Annotated in this window: 26 protein-coding genes; 8 read left to right on the forward strand and 18 right to left on the reverse strand. The window is 54.0% G+C overall.

Features of this window, described 5'->3' with window-relative positions:
- Positions 1 to 296: 296 nt before the first annotated feature.
- From KIH86_RS23615 to KIH86_RS23630, 4 genes are all read right to left on the reverse strand, one after another.
- A complete protein-coding gene (locus KIH86_RS23615) occupies positions 297 to 647 on the reverse strand; it encodes a type II toxin-antitoxin system PemK/MazF family toxin (protein WP_025333625.1) in 351 nt (116 codons plus the stop codon).
- Between the two features lie 3 nt (positions 648 to 650).
- Positions 651 to 932 (reverse strand): CopG family ribbon-helix-helix protein, encoded by a 282-nt coding sequence (locus KIH86_RS23620; RefSeq protein WP_316503289.1) that lies wholly within the window; start codon positions 930 to 932, stop codon positions 651 to 653.
- 193 nt (positions 933 to 1,125) lie between these two features.
- Complete coding sequence (gene alr / locus KIH86_RS23625) at positions 1,126 to 2,328, reverse strand: alanine racemase (protein WP_223085847.1); 1,203 nt, start codon at positions 2,326 to 2,328, stop codon at positions 1,126 to 1,128.
- A 238-nt stretch (positions 2,329 to 2,566) separates the two neighbouring features.
- Positions 2,567 to 3,652 carry a LolA family protein gene (locus tag KIH86_RS23630; protein ID WP_223085848.1) on the reverse strand — a complete coding sequence of 362 codons (1,086 nt, stop codon included), beginning with the start codon at positions 3,650 to 3,652 and terminating at the stop codon, positions 2,567 to 2,569.
- 256 nt (positions 3,653 to 3,908) lie between these two features.
- Here KIH86_RS23630 and KIH86_RS23635 point away from each other — a divergent pair, with 256 nt between their 5' ends.
- Positions 3,909 to 4,484, forward strand: a complete 576-nt coding sequence (locus KIH86_RS23635; RefSeq protein ID WP_223085849.1) for a CueP family metal-binding protein — start codon at positions 3,909 to 3,911, stop codon at positions 4,482 to 4,484.
- A gap of 242 nt (positions 4,485 to 4,726) precedes the next feature.
- Here KIH86_RS23635 and KIH86_RS23640 read toward each other — a convergent pair whose 3' ends face one another.
- The 3 genes from KIH86_RS23640 to KIH86_RS23650 all read right to left on the reverse strand — a co-directional run bounded on the left by KIH86_RS23640 (position 4,727) and on the right by KIH86_RS23650 (position 7,052).
- Positions 4,727 to 5,485, reverse strand: a complete 759-nt coding sequence (locus KIH86_RS23640) for a DUF3600 domain-containing protein (RefSeq protein WP_223085850.1) — start codon at positions 5,483 to 5,485, stop codon at positions 4,727 to 4,729.
- Positions 5,475 to 6,059, reverse strand: coding sequence for a sigma-70 family RNA polymerase sigma factor (locus tag KIH86_RS23645; protein WP_223085851.1), 585 nt, complete (start codon positions 6,057 to 6,059; stop codon positions 5,475 to 5,477). Before KIH86_RS23645 ends, KIH86_RS23640 begins: the two co-directional genes overlap by 11 nt.
- Positions 6,060 to 6,149: 90 nt before the next feature.
- On the reverse strand, positions 6,150 to 7,052 hold the full coding sequence (locus KIH86_RS23650) for a LysR family transcriptional regulator (protein ID WP_262416531.1): 903 nt from the start codon (positions 7,050 to 7,052) through the stop codon (positions 6,150 to 6,152).
- A gap of 134 nt (positions 7,053 to 7,186) precedes the next feature.
- Here KIH86_RS23650 and KIH86_RS23655 point away from each other — a divergent pair, with 134 nt between their 5' ends.
- A complete protein-coding gene (locus tag KIH86_RS23655) occupies positions 7,187 to 7,864 on the forward strand; it encodes an O-methyltransferase (protein WP_223085852.1) in 678 nt (225 codons plus the stop codon).
- A gap of 231 nt (positions 7,865 to 8,095) precedes the next feature.
- Here the strand turns inward: KIH86_RS23655 and KIH86_RS23660 are convergent, their stop codons facing one another.
- From KIH86_RS23660 to KIH86_RS23685, 6 genes are all read right to left on the reverse strand, one after another.
- Positions 8,096 to 9,373, reverse strand: a complete 1,278-nt coding sequence (locus KIH86_RS23660) for a B12-binding domain-containing radical SAM protein (RefSeq protein ID WP_223085853.1) — start codon at positions 9,371 to 9,373, stop codon at positions 8,096 to 8,098.
- A 226-nt stretch (positions 9,374 to 9,599) separates the two neighbouring features.
- Entirely contained in the window at positions 9,600 to 10,802 is a 1,203-nt protein-coding gene (locus KIH86_RS23665) for an MFS transporter (RefSeq protein WP_223085854.1), read from the reverse strand.
- 295 nt (positions 10,803 to 11,097) lie between these two features.
- Positions 11,098 to 11,856, reverse strand: coding sequence for a hypothetical protein (locus KIH86_RS23670; RefSeq protein WP_223085855.1), 759 nt, complete (start codon positions 11,854 to 11,856; stop codon positions 11,098 to 11,100).
- Between the two features lie 84 nt (positions 11,857 to 11,940).
- The gene (locus KIH86_RS23675) at positions 11,941 to 13,236 is read right to left on the reverse strand and encodes an MFS transporter (RefSeq protein ID WP_223085856.1); all 1,296 of its coding nucleotides are present in this window, start codon (positions 13,234 to 13,236) and stop codon (positions 11,941 to 11,943) included.
- Positions 13,237 to 13,354: 118 nt separating this feature from the next.
- The gene (locus tag KIH86_RS29890) at positions 13,355 to 14,506 is read right to left on the reverse strand and encodes a winged helix-turn-helix domain-containing protein (RefSeq protein WP_223085857.1); all 1,152 of its coding nucleotides are present in this window, start codon (positions 14,504 to 14,506) and stop codon (positions 13,355 to 13,357) included.
- Positions 14,507 to 14,905: 399 nt separating this feature from the next.
- Positions 14,906 to 15,598, reverse strand: coding sequence for a YjgB family protein (locus tag KIH86_RS23685; RefSeq protein ID WP_235775564.1), 693 nt, complete (start codon positions 15,596 to 15,598; stop codon positions 14,906 to 14,908).
- Between the two features lie 113 nt (positions 15,599 to 15,711).
- Here KIH86_RS23685 and KIH86_RS23690 point away from each other — a divergent pair, with 113 nt between their 5' ends.
- The 4 genes from KIH86_RS23690 (at position 15,712) to KIH86_RS23705 (ending at position 18,210) form a co-directional block, all read left to right on the forward strand.
- Positions 15,712 to 16,233: a GNAT family N-acetyltransferase gene (locus tag KIH86_RS23690; protein WP_223085858.1), complete on the forward strand. Its 522-nt coding sequence runs from the start codon at positions 15,712 to 15,714 to the stop codon at positions 16,231 to 16,233.
- 131 nt (positions 16,234 to 16,364) lie between these two features.
- A complete protein-coding gene (locus tag KIH86_RS23695) occupies positions 16,365 to 16,793 on the forward strand; it encodes a PH domain-containing protein (protein ID WP_223085859.1) in 429 nt (142 codons plus the stop codon).
- 356 nt (positions 16,794 to 17,149) lie between these two features.
- On the forward strand, positions 17,150 to 17,803 hold the full coding sequence (locus tag KIH86_RS23700) for a TetR/AcrR family transcriptional regulator (protein ID WP_223085860.1): 654 nt from the start codon (positions 17,150 to 17,152) through the stop codon (positions 17,801 to 17,803).
- Positions 17,800 to 18,210 carry an FMN-binding protein gene (locus KIH86_RS23705; RefSeq protein ID WP_223085861.1) on the forward strand — a complete coding sequence of 137 codons (411 nt, stop codon included), beginning with the start codon at positions 17,800 to 17,802 and terminating at the stop codon, positions 18,208 to 18,210. The genes KIH86_RS23700 and KIH86_RS23705 overlap by 4 nt, the downstream gene beginning before the upstream one ends.
- Positions 18,211 to 18,399: 189 nt before the next feature.
- Here KIH86_RS23705 and KIH86_RS23710 read toward each other — a convergent pair whose 3' ends face one another.
- A complete protein-coding gene (locus KIH86_RS23710) occupies positions 18,400 to 19,461 on the reverse strand; it encodes a Gfo/Idh/MocA family protein (RefSeq protein WP_223085862.1) in 1,062 nt (353 codons plus the stop codon).
- A 153-nt stretch (positions 19,462 to 19,614) separates the two neighbouring features.
- On the reverse strand, positions 19,615 to 20,088 hold the full coding sequence (locus KIH86_RS23715; RefSeq protein ID WP_223085863.1) for an RDD family protein: 474 nt from the start codon (positions 20,086 to 20,088) through the stop codon (positions 19,615 to 19,617).
- A gap of 153 nt (positions 20,089 to 20,241) precedes the next feature.
- Between KIH86_RS23715 and KIH86_RS23720 the strand changes: the two genes are divergently transcribed.
- Positions 20,242 to 20,484, forward strand: coding sequence for a GNAT family N-acetyltransferase (locus KIH86_RS23720; protein ID WP_223110690.1), 243 nt, complete (start codon positions 20,242 to 20,244; stop codon positions 20,482 to 20,484).
- Between the two features lie 576 nt (positions 20,485 to 21,060).
- Positions 21,061 to 21,450 carry a hypothetical protein gene (locus tag KIH86_RS23725; RefSeq protein ID WP_223110691.1) on the forward strand — a complete coding sequence of 130 codons (390 nt, stop codon included), beginning with the start codon at positions 21,061 to 21,063 and terminating at the stop codon, positions 21,448 to 21,450.
- 56 nt (positions 21,451 to 21,506) lie between these two features.
- On the opposite strand, the gene KIH86_RS23730 is transcribed toward KIH86_RS23725, so the two are convergent.
- From KIH86_RS23730 to KIH86_RS23740, 3 genes are all read right to left on the reverse strand, one after another.
- Positions 21,507 to 21,947 carry a hypothetical protein gene (locus KIH86_RS23730; RefSeq protein WP_223085866.1) on the reverse strand — a complete coding sequence of 147 codons (441 nt, stop codon included), beginning with the start codon at positions 21,945 to 21,947 and terminating at the stop codon, positions 21,507 to 21,509.
- Positions 21,948 to 22,076: 129 nt separating this feature from the next.
- Complete coding sequence (locus KIH86_RS23735; RefSeq protein WP_223086102.1) at positions 22,077 to 22,322, reverse strand: hypothetical protein; 246 nt, start codon at positions 22,320 to 22,322, stop codon at positions 22,077 to 22,079.
- Positions 22,274 to 22,549: a sigma factor-like helix-turn-helix DNA-binding protein gene (locus KIH86_RS23740; RefSeq protein ID WP_235775576.1), complete on the reverse strand. Its 276-nt coding sequence runs from the start codon at positions 22,547 to 22,549 to the stop codon at positions 22,274 to 22,276. The genes KIH86_RS23735 and KIH86_RS23740 overlap by 49 nt, the downstream gene beginning before the upstream one ends.
- Positions 22,550 to 22,683: the final 134 nt, after the last annotated feature.

The following is a 22,683-nucleotide window of genomic DNA, read 5'->3' on the forward strand; positions in this document are numbered from 1 at the left end:
GACAGACAACGGTGCGCTGATGCTAGGCGAAGGTGCCAAGGCATCTGCCCCGGGTAGCCGGCCTCCCTTGCACAACCTTTGCCTACACAGCCCTTACCTGCTAGCCTCTGCCCGCACAGCCCTTGCCTGCACTACCCTTGCCTGCACCACCCTTGCTTGCTCAGCCCTTGCCTACACAACCCTTGCCTACTCAGCACTTACCTGCACAGCCCTTGCCCGCTCACGCCAAAAAGCCCGCCGCGTTATCCGCGGCGGGCCTTCCTAACTTATTCATATGAATAACCCGGGGACTTCCTTCAGAAATCAATCAAGCCCAGGCTGATTTGCAGCGAATCATCCACCTTTTTCATCGTTTCGTCGTCCAGGTGGGTTATCTTGTCCGTCAGGCGCTGCTTGTCGATGGTCCGGACCTGTTCCAGGAGAATCACGGAATCCCGGTCGAATCCGTGGGATGCCGCCTCGATTTCCACATGAGTGGGAAGCTTGGCCTTCTGGATCTGCGCGGTAATCGCCGCAACGATTACCGTCGGACTAAAGCGATTGCCAATATCGTTCTGAATGACGAGGACGGGTCGGACACCGCCCTGTTCGGAACCCACAACCGGCGAAAGATCGGCAAAAAAAACGTCGCCGCGTTTTACGATCAATATCTACACCCCGCTTACTAAGCGGCCAAGAGTACTGTCTGCATCTTCCTCGGCTAGGAACGCTTCACATGCCATGGTCAAGTTGATCTTGGCCATCTCCATGTATCCGCGCTGCATGGACTCCCTTATGGAACGCTTCCTCCGTTCGCTAAGATACAGCTTCATGGCCTGCCGAATCAATTCGCTGCGGTTGGAATTCTCCAGTTCGACAATTCCATCCACCTCCTGCAAGAGATGATCGGGCAAGCTGATCATGATTCTTTTGGTGCTCTGCATATTGGCCAACTTCTCTTCCACCCCCACAAACCTACTGCCCTTGATTCCAGTGTAGCATTATGCAAGGAATTTTATACAAGGAATATATGCCGTCAGTATATCAACTATGCTGCAACCATTATAAACTAGAAACGGCGCTTCGTATAGACCATAAGTCACACAGTTGTCCACGATTAAATATTCCTTGATGATTATTCCCAGCTTATCCCACCGGATTGGACTCCAGTACTTGGGTGAGCGCATTGACCAATTTCGGAGCCGAGCCCTGCCGGATATAGACCCGCGGAACCCGGTTCGCCAGCATGCACACCAGTTCGTAGTGAATGGTTCCCATAAGGGAGGCCAGCTCGTCCGCCGTAACGGAGACTCCAGCCTGACGGCCGATGAGGACAACCTCTTCGCCGGCTTTGATTTGTTCCGCCTCGTTGGCGAAAGATTTGAGCGATACCATACACTGGTCCATGCAGATGGTTCCGACGACAGGAACGCGGCGGCCGCGTATTAGCACTTCTGCCTTGCCGCTCAGCAGCCGGGAATACCCGTCCGCATACCCGATCGGCAACGTCGCGATATACTCCCCGCTATCTGTTCGGTAATGGGTCCCGTAGCTGATTCCCCAGCCTTCCGGCAGACTTTTCACATAGACGACCTGCGTCTTCAGCGTCATGACCGGCTGCAGCTTAACCTCCTGCCGGCTGACCTCGGTCGACGGGTAGAAGCCGTAAATGCTTACGCCCACGCGGAGCATGTTCGGAGACAGCTCAGGGTTGTCGATGGCCGTAGCGCTGTTGCCCGTATGTATGATTGGGATATGGATCTTGTTCTCCCGAAGCGCTTCCGTCACGCTCATAAATCGTCGGTACTGCTCCAGTGTATAGCTCTTGTCGGCTTCGTCCGCTTTGGCAAAATGGGTGAACATTCCTTCCATTTCCGCCTGACGGACTTGACTTACTTCCTTGATGAAACTCGGCGCCTGTGCCGGCAGAAGTCCCAGGCGGCCCATTCCGCTGTCGATCTTGATATGCACTTTGAGCTTCCGGCTGTCACCTTCAGGCAGCTTGGCCACGGCCTCCAGAACCTCCGGAGTAAAGAGCGTAACGGTAACGTCGTACTCCCAGGCTGCCGGAATGGCTTCGGGGGGCGTATAGCCAAGCACCAGAATCGGGAGCGCAATCCCCGCCTGGCGCAGTTGAATCGCCTCATCCAGAAAAGCCACGCTGACATAATCCACACCCAGAGCCTCAAGCTCTCTCGTCACGTCAACCGCTCCATGGCCGTAAGCATTTCCCTTGACGCATACCATCAGCTTCACGTCCGCCGGCAGATGCCGTCGAAAGCTCTCATAGTTGGCACGCAACGCATCCAAATCAATCTCGGCCACAGTCGGCCGATAGCTTTCCTGCACTTCCAGTCACCTTCTTGTTAGTCTAGAGAACCCTCTGCCGAAGATACTCTTGCTTCACTTGCTTATTCGTTATCGTAATGCTAACGGTAAGCACTGTCAAATGGATAGGCATAGCCATGGCAGGAAAGCTCTGACATCCGTCTGCGCCCCGAACTCAGGGAACCCCGGATGACAGCAAAACGGATACCGCATGTAGGGGAAGAACTTCCACTCATCAGCAGTATCCGTCTACAATCATTTATTTACCCGTTTGATCCTCCATAGAAGCTGCAATTGTCATCATTTCACTAACCGGCAGATTCGAGCTTGTAATCCGGTACTGCACACCGTCACCCGGCATCCAGGTCAGTGTCTGCTGCTCATCGCCAGTCAGAACACCCCAGGTGAAGCCGAGATCGACCATCGTGCCGGGAGCAAGAGAGACCGCCTGATCCAGCGGACGGGACTCCATAATCGTATATTGATACGTTCCGTCATAGCGGAGAAGCACAGCATGATCCTCGCTGTTCTCGACTTTGTTGGAGTCTTTAAGCGTAACGCCTTCGGGTGTATATCCCGGCTCGATCACACCGAAATCACCGGCTGGAACGTCCGCCTGATTCTGAGCTGTGTCCTGGCTATCCGAAGCTGGCAGCGGATTGCCGTTCTCGTCCACCTGGGCGACCGTATTCTCCGACTTGCCCGAAGTCATATTCTTCTGCATATCGAACGCATCGGCGGCGAATTGAGGATCGAAAGCGAATTTATCGAACTTCACATTCACCACGACCTTGGCCTCCGAGTCGGATACCTGGACCTGCTTGGGCGCGTATGATTTTTTGTCCAGCCAGATCTTCTGGCGAACGAGGGCGCTGCTCTGGTAATTGGCGGCTACCTCGAACACATAGCTGTCCTTATCGACCACGAATTGGCGGTTGTCGTCGGCGGTAATGCCCTTCAACAGCGTCTGATAGAGATAAACCTGGCCCTGATTGTCCGGCCAATCGCTCTGGAAGCGGAAGCTTTTGCCAAGACTCGGCGTCAGGACGAACACGCCTTCATCGTTGCGAAGCACGATCTGCGTAATATTTTTCTGCACATTGGCAAGGCTGATCCGGTAATAGGAAGGATTCTTGTACCAGACCTCCACCTTGTATTCCTGGGGCTGTTCCCCTGTGTACAGGGTCATCGTTCCCTCGCCCTGATAAGCTCCGCTCTTGCTCTCCAGCTTGTCGGCCACATTGTTCAAATCCTTGACCACGGAAGCGGCGTCCTTCTTCCCGCAGCCCGTCATGATCAGGGTAACGCACATAATGACTGCGAGTACCCATGCTGTCCGGCGCATGACATCATCCCCTTAACCTGTATTGAGTAGCATTGATTAGTACATGTCTATGAGGGACTTGGCTCCATTATGCAGACGGGCATGACAAGCGTGGGAGGACTCGCAATCTTCTTACTTTTCTCCCAGTTCTATGTATGCTTTTGGTAACTTTCATTTCGGATCGCTTCATATATAATAGTAGAGCTGAGACGCGCTGGTATGAGATTCAAGATAGAGCGGCAGCACTGCCAGTATGAGATAAAGGAGAATGACAAGCATGACGAGAAAGACAAGAGCGGCAGCTATTGGTCTGCTGATTTTGGCATTGGGCGGGCTTGGCGCCTATACCGCCATAAACCGCGGCGGGGACAGTGGCGTGAACCGTGAAGGAAACAGCAGCGGGACAAACGTCGTTGAGACGCCGGAGATCAAGCAGATCGTCGATCAATACAGTTCGGGCGTCCTGACCGCCAAATCGGCTTCCATCGACTCGAAGAAGCTCACCGTCAAGAAAGAGGACGGCACTACTCTGACCTATGGTCTGCCGAAGGATGAGTTTTTTCTATCTGTGGCGCCTTATATGAAATCCACACACCCTTGCGCAACCCACAATCTGGCCGGCTGCCAGGGCGAGCTTGCCAATAAAGAGTTCACCGTTACGGCCGTTAATGCAGACGGTAAAATCGTGCTGAACGAGACGGTGAAGTCCCATGTCAACGGGTTCATCGATTTATGGCTGCCGCGTGACCAGACGTACCGGCTCACCATCGGATATAACGGAAAGACCGCCGAATCCGAGGTTTCCACATACGAGAAGAACGACACCTGCCTGACCACGATGCAGCTCGGATAGTTTAAGCGAGTCCACGACCAAGAGCCTTCCCGGACGGGAAGGCTCTTGGCATAGCGGCGGCGGAGTTTCATGTTCTCATGTTCTCAAACCTTGAACTAGACGATGCCCTCGTGCAGTTCCTGCGTCAATTCGATCAACGTCCGTGGTGCAGTCAGATATTCTTCCGCGCCTGTCAGCCGCTCCCGGGCCGTGGCGAATCCGCCAGTTCACCCGGCGTCCGTGGTGCAGTCCACTCCAGGCTGCTACTGTGCGGATTTGACCATAATACCCAAATCCTTGAAATACGGCTCCAGCTCCTTCATCAGCTTCACTGCTTCGAGGGAGTCTTTCACGCCCAGCTTCTCGGGATTGAACGTGCCGTCCGGGGCAATGCCTTTTTCTTGCAGCTGCTTAAGTTCGCTGACAATCTCCTTCACTTTGGCTAAATCCTCAGTGCCGAGGTTCCGCTGGGCCTTATCGAGAAGACCATCCAGGAACTCCCGATAATCCACCGATTGTCCGACCCCTGCCGTCTGCCCGCCAGTATTCAGCTTGGCGAACAACGGCTGGAGCTTCGAGGTCAGGTCTTCATATTCCTTTTGTTCGCCGGAACTCAGCCGGTCAGGATGCAGCAGCCCTCCTGAGTCTGCTATCTTGGCATTATACGTCCCGAGTTCATGCAGCAGCGACTGAAGCCGGTCGAATTCCGCCGGCTGAAGGCTTGCCTTGGCCGCCTGGAGCTTGGATTCAAGCTCTTCATACTGCGCCAGGGTTCCGCCCAGCTGCTGAAATTGCTTCTGCGATCCGTACACCGAATCGGCCAGATAATGATAGCCCGCATACACTCCGGTCGGCAGCAGCAGCACAGCCGCAAGAATCCCTGCCGCCGCCCATTTTCCGGGACGCATTCTTCGGGTCTTCCCGAATGTCTCGCGCATGATGTTCATCTTCAGTTCTTCCGGCGCCCTCCACTCCATGCTGTGTGAAGTGAGCGCTCCCCGCAGCTCTTCTTCAAGTTTCATGAGCATCCTCCATCCTTCCCGTATGTCCGATCTCCGTGATTTCCTTCCTTCGCAGCTTTCTTAAAGCGGCATGAATCCGGGACTTGACCGTTCCAAGGGGGATACCGAGCGCCTGGGCAATCTCCTCCTGCGAGTATTCGTTCAAATACCGCAGGATCACGACCTGCTTCAGCTTGTAGGGCAGACGCTCCACGCTCTCAAGCAGCGGGGCAATCGCCATCCGGTCCACGACATCCCCCGCGAAATCGCGGTCATCGAAGCCCGGGCTTCGATGACTCCGGCTCTGAATCCGCAGCATGCTCCACCGCTTCCTCCGGTAAGCCCGGCACTGCCTCGCAACCAGCCCCATCAGCCACGGCCGGAACGGCCGGGAAGCATCGTAATGCTGCAGCGACCGGTATAGCTGGATGTATATCTCCTGAACAACATCATCCGTATCGGAAGGATCTCCGACCAGGAAGCGGGCGGTGCGATATACCTCGGCGATTGTGCTTTCATACAGCTGGCTGAACGCTTCGCGGCTGCCGGCAAGCGCAAGCGATGCGAGCTGTGAGTCTTCGTTCGGACAGGTCATCCGCCATTCCTCCTTCGTTCTTCCACCCTATATTGGAAAAATCCGGCTCTTTCGTTCGTTTTATTTTTCAACCGGCGGATCATAGCCTCTTCACATCCCCGGAAGAAAGCTTCGGCAGATCGCGATGAAATCTTCCAGCAGCGCGGAGCGCCGTTCATTGCGGCGCGTACAGACCGCGATGCTGTTGATTAAGCGGATATCGCGGACATGCACTCTGGCCAGCCGGCCGCGCTCCACTTCCTCCCGCACCACAAGCGAAGAGACGAAATTGGCGCCGTAGCCCGCCATGACCGAAGAGATCGCTTCATTCAAACCGTTGAACTGAAGCGCCACCTGAGGCGGACGGACGTCGTAGGTCCGGCAGAGCGCGAACAGCCGCTCCCGGGTAGAACTGCCTTCCTCACGCATAATAAAAGGCTCCCGCATCATTTCATCCAGATCCACCGTCCTGCCCGCCAGGTGATGCATGGGGGACACCACGAACCATAGCTCATCCTCAAGCAGAGGCAGCCACTCCATGTCGGCCGGCTTGCCCTCAAGCCCTCCCCCATAGACGGCGGCATCGGCTTCATGTCGTTTCAACTGCTCAAAGGCCATCTTGGAATTCTGGGTTGTAATCATCATCTCAGCGTCCGGATGCTCTGCTTTGAAGCGTGCAGCCCAGCCGGGAATCAGAAAATTGGCCGGAAGGTAAGTGGCGGCGATGCGGAGACGGCCTTTTCTGCCAAGCCGGTAATCATCCACGAAAGCTTCAATCTGCTCCTCATAAGTGAACAGATCGGCTGCCCTGCCGGCCAATTCCTCGCCGAACGGCGTTAGCACAACCCCTCGCCCGCTGGGCTGAAACAAGGGGATGCCTAGCTCCGCTTCGAACCGTTTGATCTGGCTCGTCACCGCCGGCTGGCTGATCCGCAGAGCTGTCGCGGCCTTCGTCACACTGCCCTCTTTTGCCACCTGATAAAACAGCCTTAACGCATGCGTATTGATGCTCATCGTCTCCTTATATAACTAAAATATATGATTATCACAATAACATATATTAGATTTATGAATAATTTTATCATAAGCTGAAATCAGGAAACAGACAAACGACTGGATAACAGCCAGCCAACAGGAGGAGAACGAAGATGGAGAAGGAATTAACAGCAAAATGGAACGCCGTGGACGAATATTTCAACAGCCGCCTGCTTGCGGACGATCCCTTATTAGATGCTGTGCTGGAGGCCAACACCAAGGCGGGCCTGCCGCCGATCGACGTTGCGCCCAATCAGGGCAAGCTGCTCTATTTGCTCGCGAAGCTGATGGGAGCGTCGTCCATTCTGGAAATCGGCACGTTAGGCGGCTACAGCAGCATCTGGCTGGCACGCGCCCTGCCGCCGCAAGGCCGTCTGGTCACTTTGGAATATGAAGGGCTGCATGCTGAGGTCGCGGCGGTCAATCTTCAGCTTGCCGGTCTTGCAGACCAGGTGGACATTCGGGTTGGAGCGGCATTGGACAGTCTGGCTGCGCTGAAGCAGGAGGGAGCCGGCCCGTTCGATTTGATTTTTATCGATGCCGACAAGCCGAATAATCCCCATTATCTGAAATGGGCGATGGAGCTGGGGCGTCCCGGGACGCTGATCGTAGCGGACAATGTGGTGCGTGACGGCGAGGTGTTGAATGAAGAAAGCGGGGACGAGCGTGTGCAGGGCATCCGGCGGTTCGCGGACATGCTGGCGACAGAGCCGCGCCTGGAAGCAACCGCCTTGCAGACGGTTGGCGCCAAGGGCTACGACGGTTTTGTGATGGCTGTGCTGAAAGAGTGACTCAGAGAGCTATAGTTAGGCTAGGACTAGCTGGGCTACGAAGAGCGTTAATCACTCTTCCTGAATCAGCAAGGTACAATCTTTTTTCAAGCCGGTATGCGATTTCTATACAATGAAAAAATATCAGCTGCTTAGACCCGAACATTTGAATACGGCGGATGATTCTTCCTTAGAGCAAGGAAACGATCAAATTCTGCAGACCATTTTTATAGTCCCAGGTTCCTGCTCCCGCTAACGCTTCAGGGCCAGCCGGTACCCCAGGTTAATGATGAAGTTGTAAAAAAGATGCGTACGGGACACGCTCATCCGCCGGACGAACGAGCGCAGCGAATAGAACCGCCGCCGGAAATCGACATAGCCCTGATACAGCTCGTCCGCCGTCATATTCCGGGGCTGGAACACGATATCCGTCTTCCCGTTGTACAAGCTCCAGTCCGTGCTGGTCAACCTTTCGGACTCTTTCATCCCGGTATATACGGGCGTCTTGGGCAGCGGAGTCAGCAGACTGACGGTCACCCCGTCGATGCCAAGCTCCTCGCAGGCCTGAAGCGTATCCCGGAAGGTGTCCGGCGTATCTTCGTCGAAGCCGAAGACGATGCCCGCCTGAATCATGATGCCATGGCTGTGCAGCTTGGAGATAATCTCCCGGTAGGCATTAACCCGGTTGATGCCTTTGTTCACCCCGCGCAGAGCGGCCGGAGAGAACGATTCCAGACCGACGAACAGATATAGACAGCCTGCTTCCTTGGCCTTCTTGAGCAATTCGTCGTCGTTGCAGTCGGCGAGGGTCGCCTGAGCGGCCCATTTTCGGCCCAGTGGCTTAATCTGTTCCATCAGTTCCAGCGCATAAGCCTTATCCGCAAAAAAATTATCATCCCAGAACACAAAAAAACGCGATTTCAGCAGAGAAATTTCGCGCACGACCTCGTCGACAGGACGGGTGCGGAAGCGATTGTGGTATATTTGCTTCAGATTGCAGTATGCACAGCGGTAAGGACAGCCTCGGGTCGCGAATACTGCCCCTTTCATCAGCGGGTTCCGCTTCAGCAAATCCCATCTCGGCAGCGGAAGGTTTCGCAAATCCGGGATCTCTTCCGAACGATAGATCGGCTGCTCCCGTCCTTCCAGGAAATCCGCAAGAAACCTCGGCCATGTCTCTTCCGCTTCGCCGATCATGACCGTGTCGCAGTGTCCGGCGGCTTCCTCCGGCAGCAGCGTAACATGCGGTCCTCCCAGCACCACCTTGGCCCCCGATTCGCGGAACCGCTCCGCAATGCTGTAGCAGTGATAGGCGTTCGGCGTGTTCACCGTAATGGCCACCACATCGAATTTCCGGTGAATCGGAATCCTTTGGCTGTACTCGTCCACCAGTGTAATCTGATACTTTGTCTCATCTATGAACCCCGCCAGATAGGGCATTGTAATCTGCACGAAATTATTGAACTGTTTCCGGCGGAAACGGTTGATCTTCTTGTTCTCGGGCTGAAGCAGCAAAATCTTTGTTCGCATAGGTCACCCTCCGCTTTATCCAGTCCCATCAAGTATAAATGGCGCAGCGGGTTGCAGGTATGACATTATTCAGCGTAAAAAAGGCCGATTCCCATAACTGCTTCAAACAGCGGGAACCGGCTCTACTATGAAAATATGAAAAAGAGGCGGCCACCGCATCGCCCTTAAGCGACAGGAACCTCCTCCTTAAAATACGATAATAACACGGTTAATACGGGCGGCTTGCTCAACTGACGACTGCCTGCGAAGGTTCGGCGTCGGTGATCCGCTTCTCCTTCACCCGGAAGAGGTACAGGCCGAGCGTCAGGGCGGCGACCAGAGCAAAGCTCCACATCAGGTAACCAAGCGGCAGATGGTCTAGCATAAGCCCCGCTCCCTGGGAAAAGAGGCCGCCGCCGATCGAGCAGCTTGCCATCAGCAGACTGGTATGACCGGCAGACCAGGACGGCATCATCTCTTTGGCGTTGACGAGCGTGACGGCAAATAAACCGGATAGCGACAAGCCCATTAGCACAATCAGCACATATCCGAATCCTGCATGACGGTTCAGCGCAAAGGCTGACAGCAGAAGCGCCATGGCGGACCAATGAATGAGCAGGTAGGGGCGGTAGCCGATTCTCTCGGCTTCATGGCCCGCGAACAGTCTGCCCGCTACCATTGCGATCCAGAAGACCGTTACGGCGAACGGGGCCGATGCCTGGCTGGCCATGCCCGCCTGAAGCATCATGGAAGGCAGATAATGGTTAAGGCCTATATCCATCGCTCCATACAGAACAAACAAGAGCATGAGGAAAGGAAGCAGCCTGTTCCTTCTTCCCGCCGTCTTCACCGCCGGAGCGGAATGACTTCCTTCCGTTGTTCCGGATGAGGGCCGAAACAGCGGCTCCGCTTCTCCATAGCGCAGAAAAAGGATAAACACGGACAGCGAAACGGCGTATCCAGCGACGGCGAACAAGGCCAGATTCCATCTGCCGACTGTGATAAGCGCTCCGACGAGCAGCGGAAATAACAGCGAGCCAAGGCCGAAGCCGATCTCCAGCTTGCTCATCGCAAGCGCCGCATTTCCTTTGATCCCCTGCAGAATCAATCCGCCGATCACGGCATCGATAATGCCGCCCAAGGCGCCGGCAACGGCGACAGCGGTTAGAACTCCGAACCACGGAGGAAGCAGCCCTATTGTAATATAAGAAATGGCGATCCCCCACACGCTTATATGAAGCAGCAGTTTCTTGGACACATGAGCGGCCAGCAGCGGCTGCAGCAGCAGCCCGGCCAGGGATGCCGTGAACTCCAGCAGAATCAGCGTGCCCGCCTCGCTGTATTCTCTGCCGTAAAGCGGCAGCAGTTCTGTGAGGACGGAAGCTACGGTAACTTTGATACAACCCATCAACAGATAGAACAAAAACCCGGTGATCACCAAACGTTTCAAACTTCTCTTCCTCTCCGCCGGCAGCGGGACATCCGGTTATGCCGAATAACCATACCTTGTCTCATGATACATGCATCTCCATGAAATGCTGCATCCATTGTAACGGAAAGAAATCAACTTGAAAACCATAACAATTTCAGTATTTATCCGTTGATTTCAACAAAATATCAATCATTTTCAGGGAGGATTTCAAAGTGCAGTCATTGTCAATATCTTGGAAAAAGATGCCGAATAAACAATGCGCAGCTTAAGCTTCATTAGCCTGAGCTGCGCATCCTTCTGTTCCTTCTGTTCATTACGGCGTCCATTGGTCGTGGATAATGCCCACAAGCGCCCGGTCATCTCCGATCTTCTCAAAAACCAGGCGAAGACTTCGCCAGTCCATGCCTTCGGCGGCCGGATCGACGCCGTCCACATGATACTCGACATAATCATGGCTCGCCGCCGGATAAACCTCGTTCACATTGTTGACCGTCGTTCCCTTCCCGATGGCCCGGTTCACCGCGATGGTGGCCCCTGCGCTGAAATCTGTGTCGTAGACGAATTTCTTATAATAATCCGGGAATGCAAGTTCAATGGGCTCGCCTGATCCGGCATGAGTGCCCCATATCTGCGGGGCCGGATTATGCATCAGCCCCTCCACTTCGCTCCGGGAGAAGACAAGATCAGTCTTCACGTCGACATAGCCGTAAGGAGAGAAGCGCAGCCCTTTATCCGGATGTACCCAGGCCGCCAGCGCTCTCATATCGCCTGCCGCCAGTGCCTTCATGACAACCGACGCAGCCTCAAGCGACGTTGGCGGCTGGCCCTCCATATCTTCTGAGGAAGACGATTCCCCGGCCCCCGGACTCGCAGGCGGTTCAGAAGAGCCAGGCGGCGGCGTTCCCTCTCCCGTCCAGCCGGGACTGATCTCCGGGCCTGCCGAGACCGGCGTTGGTCCGGACGAGGGGGACGCCTGTCCTTCTCCCGTTGTCTCCGGTGTATTGCCGCAGGCCGATAGCAGCAGCAGCACGCCCGCCAGAACAGTCATGGCGGCGCGGCGCATAATGGGCATGTCTCTTCCCTCCTTAGTCGGTGTTTCCTATAGTTACTAAGACGTACCGATAGCGGAAAAGGTTACAAAAAAAGGACAAATCCATTAAATTTCTTCCGCTCTGCCCTCCGGCCACAGCCTGCGTCCGAGCGCCATTCCCATGCCGCCGAGCAGCCCGATCGCAAGCCCGAACGCGGCGAAGACCGCACGCGGTCCCTCTATACCCACCATCACGCCGCCCAGCACCGGAGCCATAACCATGACGGCGCTGAGCAGCATGCTCTGAATGCCGAATACCCGGCCCGTCATGGAGGGAGGCGTCTCCTTCTGCAGACAGTAGCTGAACGATACAAAAAACAGTCCGTTGCCCGCGCCCATCAGGAGTCCGAGCAGAAGTACGGGCAGCGTCCCCACTCCGGGCTGAAGCAGCCCGAGGCCCCCGAAGGCGGCGCCAATCAGGACGTACCCGCCCCCGAGTCTCAGACCGTAACGCCGCCCGGCGCTTATACGGTTCAGCAGCAGCATAATCATCACAGCTCCGGCTCCGGCCGCGGCGACAAGCCAACCAAGCAAGTAGGCCCGGTCCGGAGCCAGCTTACGGAACAGGCTGGTGAACTGATAATCCACCATCTGGATCGTCAGTGCCCCAAGGAGCCCGAACAGCAGCGTATTCCGCAGCATTCGGCTGCTCCAGATCAATCCCCAGCCTTCCCTCCACATCAGGCGGAAGGAAGGCTTGCTCTCTTCAGCGGCGGACTCGTGGCCAGGCTCCATGCTGCGGGCAGTATCCCGGCTTCTCACCGTCAGGAGAAGCCCGAAGGAGAGCAGCCGCAGCAGCGCGTTCAGTCCGATGCACCACGCCGGCGAGAGAATCGCCAGGGCTGCTCCGCCGAGCAGGGGTCCCGCTATTTTGGAGCCCTGCGTCACGAGGCCGTTAAGCGAGGCGGCCTGAAGCAGCTGGTCTTCCCGGACGATGCTCCGGGTAAGCGACTGCTGCGCGGGAACGTTCAGCGCAGAGACGGCTGAACGCAGCGCCAGCAAAGGCAGCAGCCACAGCATGCCGGGCGCGAACAGCAGCGCCGCCGTTATGGCGGCTGTTAGCAGGTCGCAGAGCCGCATCAGCTTGAGCCGGTCCAGCCGGTCGGCCGCCACACCTGCCAGCGAGCCGAGCAGAATTCCCGGCACCGCAAGACTGACGGGGATGAGCGACAGCATGAGCGGGCTTGCCTGCCAGCGGTAGCCGACCAGCACCTGGATCGCCAGCATATCGAACCAGTCTCCCAATGCCGCCGCGGCGTAGGCGGCGTACATTTTTCGAAACACGGGGTTACCCAGCAGGCCGCTCCGGGTATTCTTACGGCTCTGGCGGCGCTTCGCCGCCGCAGCTTCACTTCTGATCATATGTGGTATTCCTCCATCCGCTTCATGAAATCATCTCTTGATGAGACCAAGTATGAAGGCGTTATGTCAGAGAAATATCAGAGAGTCGAAACAATATCAACGAGCGGGGACAAGGTGCCTATCGGTTCAGGCAATCGTTCAGCAGCTTGATCATTTCGGCTTTGAGTTCCGGAAACCCGCAACGAGCCTGTTCTTCCTGAAACATCGGCTCGTATTTGCGCTGTACCGACTCCCTGCCCTTAAAATCGTATCTCCGGCAGAAATAGATGATCCGATAGAGCGCGAACAGCTTCATCGGCACGAAGCCGGATAATTCGAGCACGCCTAATCCCTCGTCGATCAGGGCTTCTCCGGCGAGGTGTTCGTTCTTTTTCAGTTTCCACAGGCCCTTGGACAATTTGCAGCTTCCGATATCCCGCAGGAAGGGCTTATCCTGGATCATCGCCTCCACCCGGTGGATCAGCTGCCGCATTTCGGCTTCCGGCGTGTCTGTCATCAGGCGGACGTACAGCTCGGCATTGGCCGCAGGAGTTCCGAAGTTCTCATAGCCGGGCTCTTTGATCGCCTCCCGGGTCAGTTTCAGCCGTTCCAGCGCTTCTTCCGCTCTCCCGGCCGCGGCGTACAGCTCCAGCACATTCAGAATCTCCAGTTCCCTGTGCTGCACCTGCGGAAGAATCTTCGCCTCCAGCACCCGTTCACACCAGGCCAGCCCTTCTTCCGGTTCTTCCGTCACCAGCAGAAACAGCAGCAGCGAGTACAGCCGCTCGGCAAGAGGGGCTTCTCCCCGCAGCAGCCACTCCACATCGCCCTCGACAAAATGAATGTAGACGCTGTAGAACCCGTCCAGCTCATAGCCCAGCACATCCTGCTGACGCGCCAGCGCCAGCATGGACCGTCCCTGGCCATATTGATGATATTTGGCGAAGACCTCCGCCATCTTCTCGTGCAGCTCACCGTCCTTGGCGGACGGGCTTGCATCGACTCCGTGCGCCGCCGTCCGCTCCGTAAGACAGTAGCCGAAGCCCCGGACCGTGCGGATGCCGATTCCGGGGAACGGCTGCAGCTTTTTGCGGAGCCGGTAAATATGGTCGTCCACCGTGCGCTCAACCGGATATTCCAGCGGCCAGACGCCTTCCAGCAGCTGCTCCCGGCTGAAGGCGCGGCCTCTGCCCCGGTACAGAAATTTCAGCAGCGCGAATTCCTTCGGCAGCAGCTCCACCGAAGTCCCTTCGCCTGATACCCGGTATCCATTCTCGTCCAATTGCAGCATGTCCGGCGGTCCTCTCCTTCTGTTCCGGTTCGTTGTTGCTCACAGTTACTATTATCGCGGATTATTATCGTGGCTATAATTATAGCAGGCTCAGCGTTCACCCGCGCGCAAAAGCAGCCCTGAAGTCTCCCTCAGGGCTGCTTTGTACGCTGCTGTGCTTGTCATCCGCTATTAAACTAAGCTCGAATCTGTCTTGGCTTGATCCAGGTTGTCGCGCTTTTCTTGACTTGATCCCGGCTGACTCGCTCTTCATAACTTGATCCAGGCTGTCGTGCATGACTTGATCCAGGCTGCCGCGCTTTCGCTGGCTTGATCCCGGTCTCCGCTGCCGGTAACCAGTCGTCACCTAACCTGCTTAGCGGGTCAGCAGGTTAGCCGGTAACCCGCCACTATTCCCTCTTAGCCGGCCATATTGTTGACCGCATCTCCCGGAGAATAGACGGAGATATGATCCACCGTACCCCCTTGCTCCGGAATCACGAACTTAAGCTGGTACTGCTCGCCTGCCTTGTAGGTATAGATGTGATCGCTGCCGCTCGTTGTAATCTCGTCGGGATTGCCGAGCGATGCCTCGATATTCTGAAGCGTCAGCCGGTGAAGCTCATCCGCGCTGGAGCGGACGTCGATAATGACGCTGCCTTTGTTGAAGCCGATCACGGCCTGCTTCGCTTTATATGTGGCGTAAATGCCCTTGCCGGCGCCCTCCTCAATATCCGGCTTGCCCCATGCGGCCTTCACGTCCTCGATCATTCCCGTATGCGCGGCGAACGGAATGCCCGGCGCGTGGCCCTGCTTCGCAAGCTCCATGAGCTCCTGAAGCTGGCTTTGAACGCTCTGGCCGCCGGTATCCGCGGCGCTTGGCTCCGCAGATGCCTGTGCCGGAGCCGAGGCGCCGGCCGTCCCGCCGGTTGCGGCGGACTCGCTTGGAGCGGCCGAGTGGCCCCCGGCCGCTGGGCCTCCCGCCGGCGAAGCGGTCACAGCCGGGGCGGCGGAAGCGCCTGCGGCCCCATTGCCGCCGGAGCTGCAGGCGGATAATCCCAGCATGGCCGCCAGCAGAAGGCCTGCGGCTGCGTAATTATATTTTCGACTCATATGTTTCATCTCCCGGTTGATTTGTAAGACTGGTTAAGAGTACGCTGTATCAGACGGCCTGTGAGCGAAAAAGGTTGCGAAAGGCCTATTTTTGCCAGAAAGCAGAGATAGATATGCAAGCCGAACTGGACTTTGATTCGCTGTATCGATTGATGGAGGCTTCCTTCCCTCCTACCGAATTCCGGACCTATGAAGGACAGAAGAGGCTGCTTGAGGACAAGCGTTACCGTGTAATTGCGAAGAAGGGGCCGGATGGGCAGACAAATGCTTTTATCGCGGTCTGGGAGTTCCCGGAGTTCAGGTTTCTGGAGCACACGGCAGTCGATCCTTCCCTGCGCGGGCAGGGTGTGGGTGGACGGATGCTGAGCGCATTCGCCGCCGAATCATCCATTCCCGTCCTGCTGGAGGTAGAGCCTCCGGAGACGGAATGGGCGTCAAGACGCATCGGCTTCTACGAGCGGCTGGGCTTCACCCTGAATCCGTATCCCTATGAGCAGCCGCCCCTCAGGAAGAATCAGGCGCCGCTGCCCCTTCTCATCATGAGCCATCTCCTTCCTTTGACAGAAAGCGAGTTTCTGCATTTCAGGGATACCGTATACCGTGAGGTGTACCGCGTACCGGCTGCCGAAATTTGACGAAACGCTCCGCTTTTTGACGATACAAAAAAGGATATATCTTCCGGGCGCCGAAATATATATGGGTAAGCATCCATCATTTATGTGAATGCGCATCCATTATCTCAATGACACCGGGGGGAGTTATGTAAATGGCCAATCTGTTCAATGGACTGCTAGGCAATTATTCCGAGGTATCGCCGGCGGAGCTGAAGAGTCAATACGGCATGTACCTCATGCCTGACGAGAAGATTGAATCGGGATTCAAGCTTATCCGGGATTCGTTCATCATCACCGACGAGCGCCTCATCCTGATCGACCATCAGGGCGTGACCGGCAAGAAGACGCGCGTTGCCTCTATCTCGCTTGAATCCATTTACGAAGTGACGATGGAGACAGCCGGAACGGGCTTTGACGACAGTGAAATCACGATCCACTATATCCAGTCGCCTTATTTCAAGAGCAACAATGTGCAGGTCGGTTCCTACAAATTCGAGTTCGGCAAAAAATTCAACGTCCAGCCGATCTACGTCGCGCTGCTCACGCTGGCCCATCAGAATCATAAACGCCTGAACTCCTAAGGCCCGCGTTACTAAACTTGGATCAACGTAATCGCATAGGTGGACGCTCCGCGAACGGAGCGTTGTTCCAAGACCTGTTGTGGACACAAATGCGAACGCTGGCTTTTTTCCACATTCGCTCCGTCCTCTCCGCTGCTTGAAGCGGGAAAAGGTTCTGCAACCGTTTAAAGCAAAATCAAAGAGATCATCTTCTGGAAGATGGATGTACCACCCGCCCCTCTCCATGAAGCGATCTCTTTTTCTATTTTCGATAGCCAACTTTGCTAGCCCATGCCACAAATCGCACATACAGCTTCATCCTTCCATGTTACGATCAAGTAAACCGTTAGTTTACTTTTCATATTGGAGGTTTCAAAATGAACCGCAGCGACCGTAAAGAAACCATTCTTTTGCTTCACCGGAACACCATTTTGAATGCCGCGGAGCAGCTCTTCGAAGACAGGGGCTATGCCGCAACGACGATGGATGACATCGCCCGCCAGGCCGAATACAGCAAACGCACCGTCTACCTCCAATTCTCTGGCAAGGAGGAAATTCACGACCGGCTCGTGCTGAAAGGCTTCACTGGGCTGAAAGAGTATCTGCTCGGAGAATGGGAGCCGAATCAAAGCTTCTCCGCCGCATACAAGAAGCTGTGCGACGGCCTCACCGCCTTCTATGAAGCGTCGCCCTACCAGTTCGCCGGCATCGCCGAATTTCAGACTACGCCGCTCGATGGCAAAGACCTGCCGCAGATTAAGCTGGATATTTTTGCCGTAGGAGAAGAAATCAATGCTGCGCTTGAGGAAATGATCTCCCGGGGAATCGCCCAGGGCGAGGTAAGAGCGGATATCCGGATTAAGGAGACGATTCTGATCTTCTGGAGCAGTCTGTCCGGGGTGATTCTGGCTGCGCACCGTAAGAGCAGCTACATTGCCGAGACGATGGGCGTGACGGCAGAGAATCTTCTGGAATACAGCTTCGGGCTGCTGCTGCGGATGCTTGCGAAGGAAGGAGAAATCCCGTTATGAAGAAAAAGAAAAAGATATGGATAATCGCCGCGTCCCTAGTACTGCTCATCGGCATTGTCTGGGGAGCGACGTATCTCATTCAGGTCCGGAACTATCAGAATAAAGTGGCTAATCTTGTTACAGCGGATCTTCCTTTCACAGGACTTAAGGACGGGGTATATGACGGGGAGTGCGACGTGCAGTTCATTGATGCGAAGGTTCGTGTCACCGTGAAGGAAGGCCGGGTGGCTGAAATCCAGATTCTGAAGCATAAGAACGGGCATGGCGCTCCGGCGGAAGCCATTCTCGGCGAGATCGTGCAGCGGCAGACGCTTGAGGTGGATGCTGTCAGCGGCGCGACGAATTCCAGCCGGGTGCTGAAGAAAGCGGTCGAGAACGCGCTGATTCAGGCTGAACCCCAGAAATAGAAGAGTTAGCGTTGACGCCATAGCTCTGGGAATGTCCGGCGGCATCTTATGGGCATCAAGCGTTTGCCGGTATTGATATTACGCCAAAAAGGCCGGGGTTCCATACAGGAATCCCGGCCTTCCGCTTGCCGGCGCGCGGTCAGATGTCACCCGATCATTGATCCGGACAAGCTATCGGCAAATGGATTATTACAGCTCCAGATCCTTCAGTACGACCCGCTTTTCGGCCGCTTCGAAGATCGTCTCAATGAGCCGCAGCACGCGCAGCACCTCTTCGTTCTTCACCAGCGGCTCGGCCGCGCCTTCGAGGACAGCAACGAGGTTGTCGTAGAAGCTCATCTTTGTACTCTGCACCTTCTCGATCGGAGAACGCAGCGTCGATTCCTCGGACGGCGGCGCCATCGTCTTGGTCAGTCCCTGTCCGGCCTGAATCGGCGTCGGCTCCACCTTCACGACATCGGGATTGATGGCCACCGTCTCGCCGCTGAGATCCCAGTCCCGGATCACCGTTGTCCCTTCGGTACCCTTTACATACCAGCGGGGCAGCTTCACAAAGTTAGTCGTGCCAACCTCGATCACCGCCGTCAGGCCGTCCTTGAACCGGATGTGGCTCGTAAATCCATCATCCACCTCCGTGCCAAGGATGAAGCTCAGCTCAGCCGCAACGCTGTCGATACGGCTGCCTGTGAGCAGCAGCAGCTGGTCGAGCAGATGAACGCCCCAGTCCAGCAGCATGCCGCCACCGTATGCCTTAAGCTGACGCCAGTCGCCCGGAATGCCGTTGGCGCCCTGTACGCGGGACTCCACCCGGAATACCTCGCCGATTTTTTTCTGCGCAATCAGATCCTGAATAATGAGGAAATCCTCATCCCACCGGCGGTTCTGGTGCACCATGAAGACCCGGTTCGTCTCCTTCGCCGTCTCCATAATCTCAAGCAGCTCGGAACTGTTCACGGTTACCGGCTTCTCGCAGACGACATGCTTGCCCGCTCGCAGCGCCTGGATGGCTATCGACTTGTGCACATCATTCGGCGTTGCGATCAGCACGATATCGACGTTATCGTCGGATAGTACCGCTTCCAGGCTGTCATAAGTTTCAAAACCTTTGGCGGCCGCGAGCTCCTTCCGGTAATCCACGATGTCATATACGCCGGTTACGGTCAGCCGCTCGATCGGTTCAATCAGCTGGACATGGTAGCTGCCCATGCCTCCATAGCCTACTATGGCCAGGTTATATGTTTTGGGGTCCATTCTGGTATCTTTCCTTTCCGCGTATGGTGCTAAGATGCGCCAGTTCAATATCTTGTTCTCTAACATTTTACAACGTTTTCATTTGAACCGGAATACCGTCTGTTCCCCAAAACACGTCTCATTCACCGAAATACGGCCAAAAAGAGTAATCGTTTACGTAAAAGGTTTGTTTTCCTGTCCGTATCCCTCGTACGCGGCGCGTTCATACTCCAGATAAGAATCCTTCACAACCTCGGTCCCTGCAGCGAAATCATGGATCGCCCGCTTATCCCTGCGCGCCGCCACCATAACTGCGCTGACCAGCACAGCGAGGCCATAAGTGAAAGAGTACAGCAGCTCGATGAGCCCGTCCCGGATCAGCATCGTCCCGATTCCCAGCGGAGCGCCGTTGGTCCTGCGAATCCGGATTCTGCAAATTCTTTTGCCGATCGTCTGACCGTCCCAGAAGATAGGCAGCAGGACGGCGTACAGGATGTTCAGGATGCTCACAATTCTACGGCCACCCCCCTCCCGCACATCATCGCCTGTCAAGAGAAAGACAATGATGCTGATAGGCAGGGAGAAGATGATTCCGTCCAGGAACCTGGCGGCAAAACGAATCCAGAACCCGGCATTTCTTTCTTCCATGGCAAAAATTCTCCTTCTATGTATGATATGATCCATTTATAGTATCGGTTACTTTGGTTTCAGCCGTTACTCTTCTAACTACAATATGCTGGGAGGAAGTAAAGTTGTATCGGGAAATCACACCGGGAGATGTCCCCGCGTTACCGGATTGCTATGGGCGATCGTGAAACAGGTGAGATGTGGGTTATCGCCGTATTGCCTGAATACATTAACAAGGGAATCGGGACCGGGCTTTTACAATTGGTGGAGAAATGGCTGTGGGAATCAGGCTGCAAGGCCCTTTGGCTTACGACGGACCTGGATATCCGATTGCGGGCGTACTCTTTTTACCGGAAAAATGGATGGCAAGATGATCGGCTTGAGGATGGATTGCGGTATATGGTGAAGAGCAGATAGCGGGTGGCTAAGCTTTCCGCCCCTCAGTCAGACTATATCCCAAGCCCTCGGTTCAGGAAGCGCCGAGCCCCGGTTGCTCTTCGTTTGAATAAATACAATCTTTAATTCGATCATGCGGCAGGGAAACAAAGCTTTGAGTACCTCCTCCTGAAGTGCAAACTAAATAAGTCATAACAACACCTGCATGAATCATACAGCTATTGTTATATAATGAAATTATTTACCAGTAATAAACGTCAGAATTAAGGAGGCCCCTTATGTATTAAAGAAAAGACTAATCTTATCAAAAGCTTTAGCTGCATTCACAAACAAAATCCCACTGCATGTCTCGGAATAGTCAGCTCTGAAGACAAGGTCACTCATCTAGGCATAAGTAAAAGAATATCACTTCAGTATTGGTTTTTTTCAATTGCTCAAGAATACTCAAATGAGTAAAACCCAAGGCATTGAACAGATCTCGGTTACTAACAAGAGTCTGCTTTTTATCGATAATTCAACCTTCTAGTCGATAGTCTCAGCTTCCGATTGTTAGCTTGANCGGTCCTAATCATTCTTTTATTGAGCTTAGGGTTGTTTATGCACTTTAACCAGTCTGTCGCCTTTGACAAGGCTATAGGCAAGGATTTTGATTCAAAGTCCGTTAACAGTATTGAGATCATTAAGAGAGATGCGACAGGTGAAAAGATAGTCGACATAACCGATCCAAGCCAAATTCAGCAGGTACTCGCGGTATTTTCTGATTTGAGGTTGAAGAAATCCCGTATTTCAGAAGTTCAATTTGAAAACTCTTATTGGATTACTCTCAAAGGATATAAGCAGCAAAGGAGTGCAGGAATCACGCTTTATGATGGTACTTATCTTGACGTTTACAATTATGGATCCAGCTCTCCTAAGAATGTTCAAACCTCTTACAAAATCGTAAGTGATGTTGACCTTAATGAACTAATTGAGCTTTTTAAAAGTTAGATATTAGATAGATAACAAGAGGACACTCTCGAAGAGAGTGTCCTCTTGTTATCTAATTACAGAAGTGTCCAGCCGCCGCTCGTGGAATGAACGCGGTTCACAACGCCTTTACCAGTAATGAATCTTACCCCTTTGGTTTCATACTCGATGAAAGGTAAGGTCACTTCAATCAAGTCATAATTGGGGTTATCCACCAGGAAGTCCTCTAAGTAACCCAGATTCCAATACCCGCTGTATACCATCGATTGAAGAACAGCCTTGTCGTTCTCAACTAGGCTACTTACGAGAGATACTACTCCTGCAGCCAAGCTGGCAGGGGTGGACAAGAAAAATACAATGCCCAATATGCTTGCAGAGTAAGAAAGACCTGTCGCTAGGGTATTTTGGTTAGGGCTCACAAGACCTGAATCATAAATGACTCGTTGTGCACGTTCTGTTTTTCTGACTGAATCAAGACTGAGGGTTAGCGTTGCGGTGTATTCCTTTGTGAATGCCATTTGTATTTCACTCCTTATTGTTGTATTCTGATCAGATTTGAGAGAGCTGCGCGCCGTTTTTGCTTCTCATTTATAAAGGAATTTTTTAACGGTGTTTAACAACCTGCACCTGAATTTTTTGGTGCTGACCTAATCCCTCTTTTCACTAGGCTGTGGTACGAAGTCCTTACTTTGTATTAATTCAAGGAATTCCGTTGTAATGGTAGACACTGCATCTTCAGTAGGCAAATGGATGTATCTGCTTACTTTTTGGATGTCCTCTTTGAATAAATTCACCAGTTGTAATATTGCATCAGGGTTCTTTTGTTTCGTTGCTTCTATCAATCTTAAAAATTCACGATCTGAGATAATGTCTGAATCATTTTCTTTTTCCATTTGCTCACCGCCTGTTGACTAATATGCAGTTCATTAGCTACTTCGTTTTCGGTCATGTCTTGTAGATAAATTTTGTAAAGAATGATCCTTCCCTGGGATGGAAGCTGGTTTAAAAGCTCCTCTATCCAAATTTTTGTTTCTGAATAAGTTGTGAAATTTTGATCGTTTGGAAGGTTATCAAAAAGAGGGAATTCCCTTGTTCGAACCTTTCTCGCCTTGTACTGCACTTTCCACCCAATCCGGTAAATCTCTTTTTTGTAATCGTCGTATGCACTCAATGACGGATTCTCCTTTAACTCGTTTATGTGTAGGGAAAAAACAGTAGAAATAATACAACCAAAATAGGAACATTTGTTCTTAT

Source organism: Paenibacillus sinensis (assembly GCF_019904155.1).
In the GTDB taxonomy this organism is placed as follows: Bacteria; Bacillota; Bacilli; order Paenibacillales; family Paenibacillaceae; genus Paenibacillus_AQ; species Paenibacillus_AQ sinensis.

Bases quoted from the DNA above. Each gene is read 5' to 3' on its own strand.
- KIH86_RS23670 (WP_223085855.1), bottom strand. From the start codon at position 11,856: ATGCCCATTATGCGCCGCGCCGCCATGACTGTTCTGGCGGGCGTGCTG.
- KIH86_RS23705 (WP_223085861.1), top strand. From the start codon at position 17,800: ATGAAGAAAAAGAAAAAGATATGGATAATCGCCGCGTCCCTAGTACTG.
- KIH86_RS23640 (WP_223085850.1), bottom strand. From the start codon at position 5,485: ATGAAACTTGAAGAAGAGCTGCGGGGAGCGCTCACTTCACACAGCATG.
- KIH86_RS29890 (WP_223085857.1), bottom strand. From the start codon at position 14,506: ATGCTGCAATTGGACGAGAATGGATACCGGGTATCAGGCGAAGGGACT.
- KIH86_RS23645 (WP_223085851.1), bottom strand. From the start codon at position 6,059: ATGACCTGTCCGAACGAAGACTCACAGCTCGCATCGCTTGCGCTTGCC.
- KIH86_RS23655 (WP_223085852.1), top strand. From the start codon at position 7,187: ATGGAGAAGGAATTAACAGCAAAATGGAACGCCGTGGACGAATATTTC.
- KIH86_RS23720 (WP_223110690.1), top strand. From the start codon at position 20,242: ATGGGCGATCGTGAAACAGGTGAGATGTGGGTTATCGCCGTATTGCCT.
- KIH86_RS23715 (WP_223085863.1), bottom strand. From the start codon at position 20,088: ATGGAAGAAAGAAATGCCGGGTTCTGGATTCGTTTTGCCGCCAGGTTC.
- KIH86_RS23735 (WP_223086102.1), bottom strand. From the start codon at position 22,322: ATGGAAAAAGAAAATGATTCAGACATTATCTCAGATCGTGAATTTTTA.
- KIH86_RS23730 (WP_223085866.1), bottom strand. From the start codon at position 21,947: ATGGCATTCACAAAGGAATACACCGCAACGCTAACCCTCAGTCTTGAT.
- KIH86_RS23630 (WP_223085848.1), bottom strand. From the start codon at position 3,652: ATGCGCCGGACAGCATGGGTACTCGCAGTCATTATGTGCGTTACCCTG.
- KIH86_RS23650 (WP_262416531.1), bottom strand. From the start codon at position 7,052: ATGAGCATCAATACGCATGCGTTAAGGCTGTTTTATCAGGTGGCAAAA.
- KIH86_RS23685 (WP_235775564.1), bottom strand. From the start codon at position 15,598: ATGAGTCGAAAATATAATTACGCAGCCGCAGGCCTTCTGCTGGCGGCC.
- KIH86_RS23700 (WP_223085860.1), top strand. From the start codon at position 17,150: ATGAACCGCAGCGACCGTAAAGAAACCATTCTTTTGCTTCACCGGAAC.
- KIH86_RS23660 (WP_223085853.1), bottom strand. From the start codon at position 9,373: ATGCGAACAAAGATTTTGCTGCTTCAGCCCGAGAACAAGAAGATCAAC.
- KIH86_RS23710 (WP_223085862.1), bottom strand. From the start codon at position 19,461: ATGGACCCCAAAACATATAACCTGGCCATAGTAGGCTATGGAGGCATG.
- KIH86_RS23675 (WP_223085856.1), bottom strand. From the start codon at position 13,236: ATGATCAGAAGTGAAGCTGCGGCGGCGAAGCGCCGCCAGAGCCGTAAG.
- KIH86_RS23725 (WP_223110691.1), top strand. From the start codon at position 21,061: ATGCACTTTAACCAGTCTGTCGCCTTTGACAAGGCTATAGGCAAGGAT.
- KIH86_RS23695 (WP_223085859.1), top strand. From the start codon at position 16,365: ATGGCCAATCTGTTCAATGGACTGCTAGGCAATTATTCCGAGGTATCG.
- KIH86_RS23690 (WP_223085858.1), top strand. From the start codon at position 15,712: ATGCAAGCCGAACTGGACTTTGATTCGCTGTATCGATTGATGGAGGCT.
- KIH86_RS23635 (WP_223085849.1), top strand. From the start codon at position 3,909: ATGACGAGAAAGACAAGAGCGGCAGCTATTGGTCTGCTGATTTTGGCA.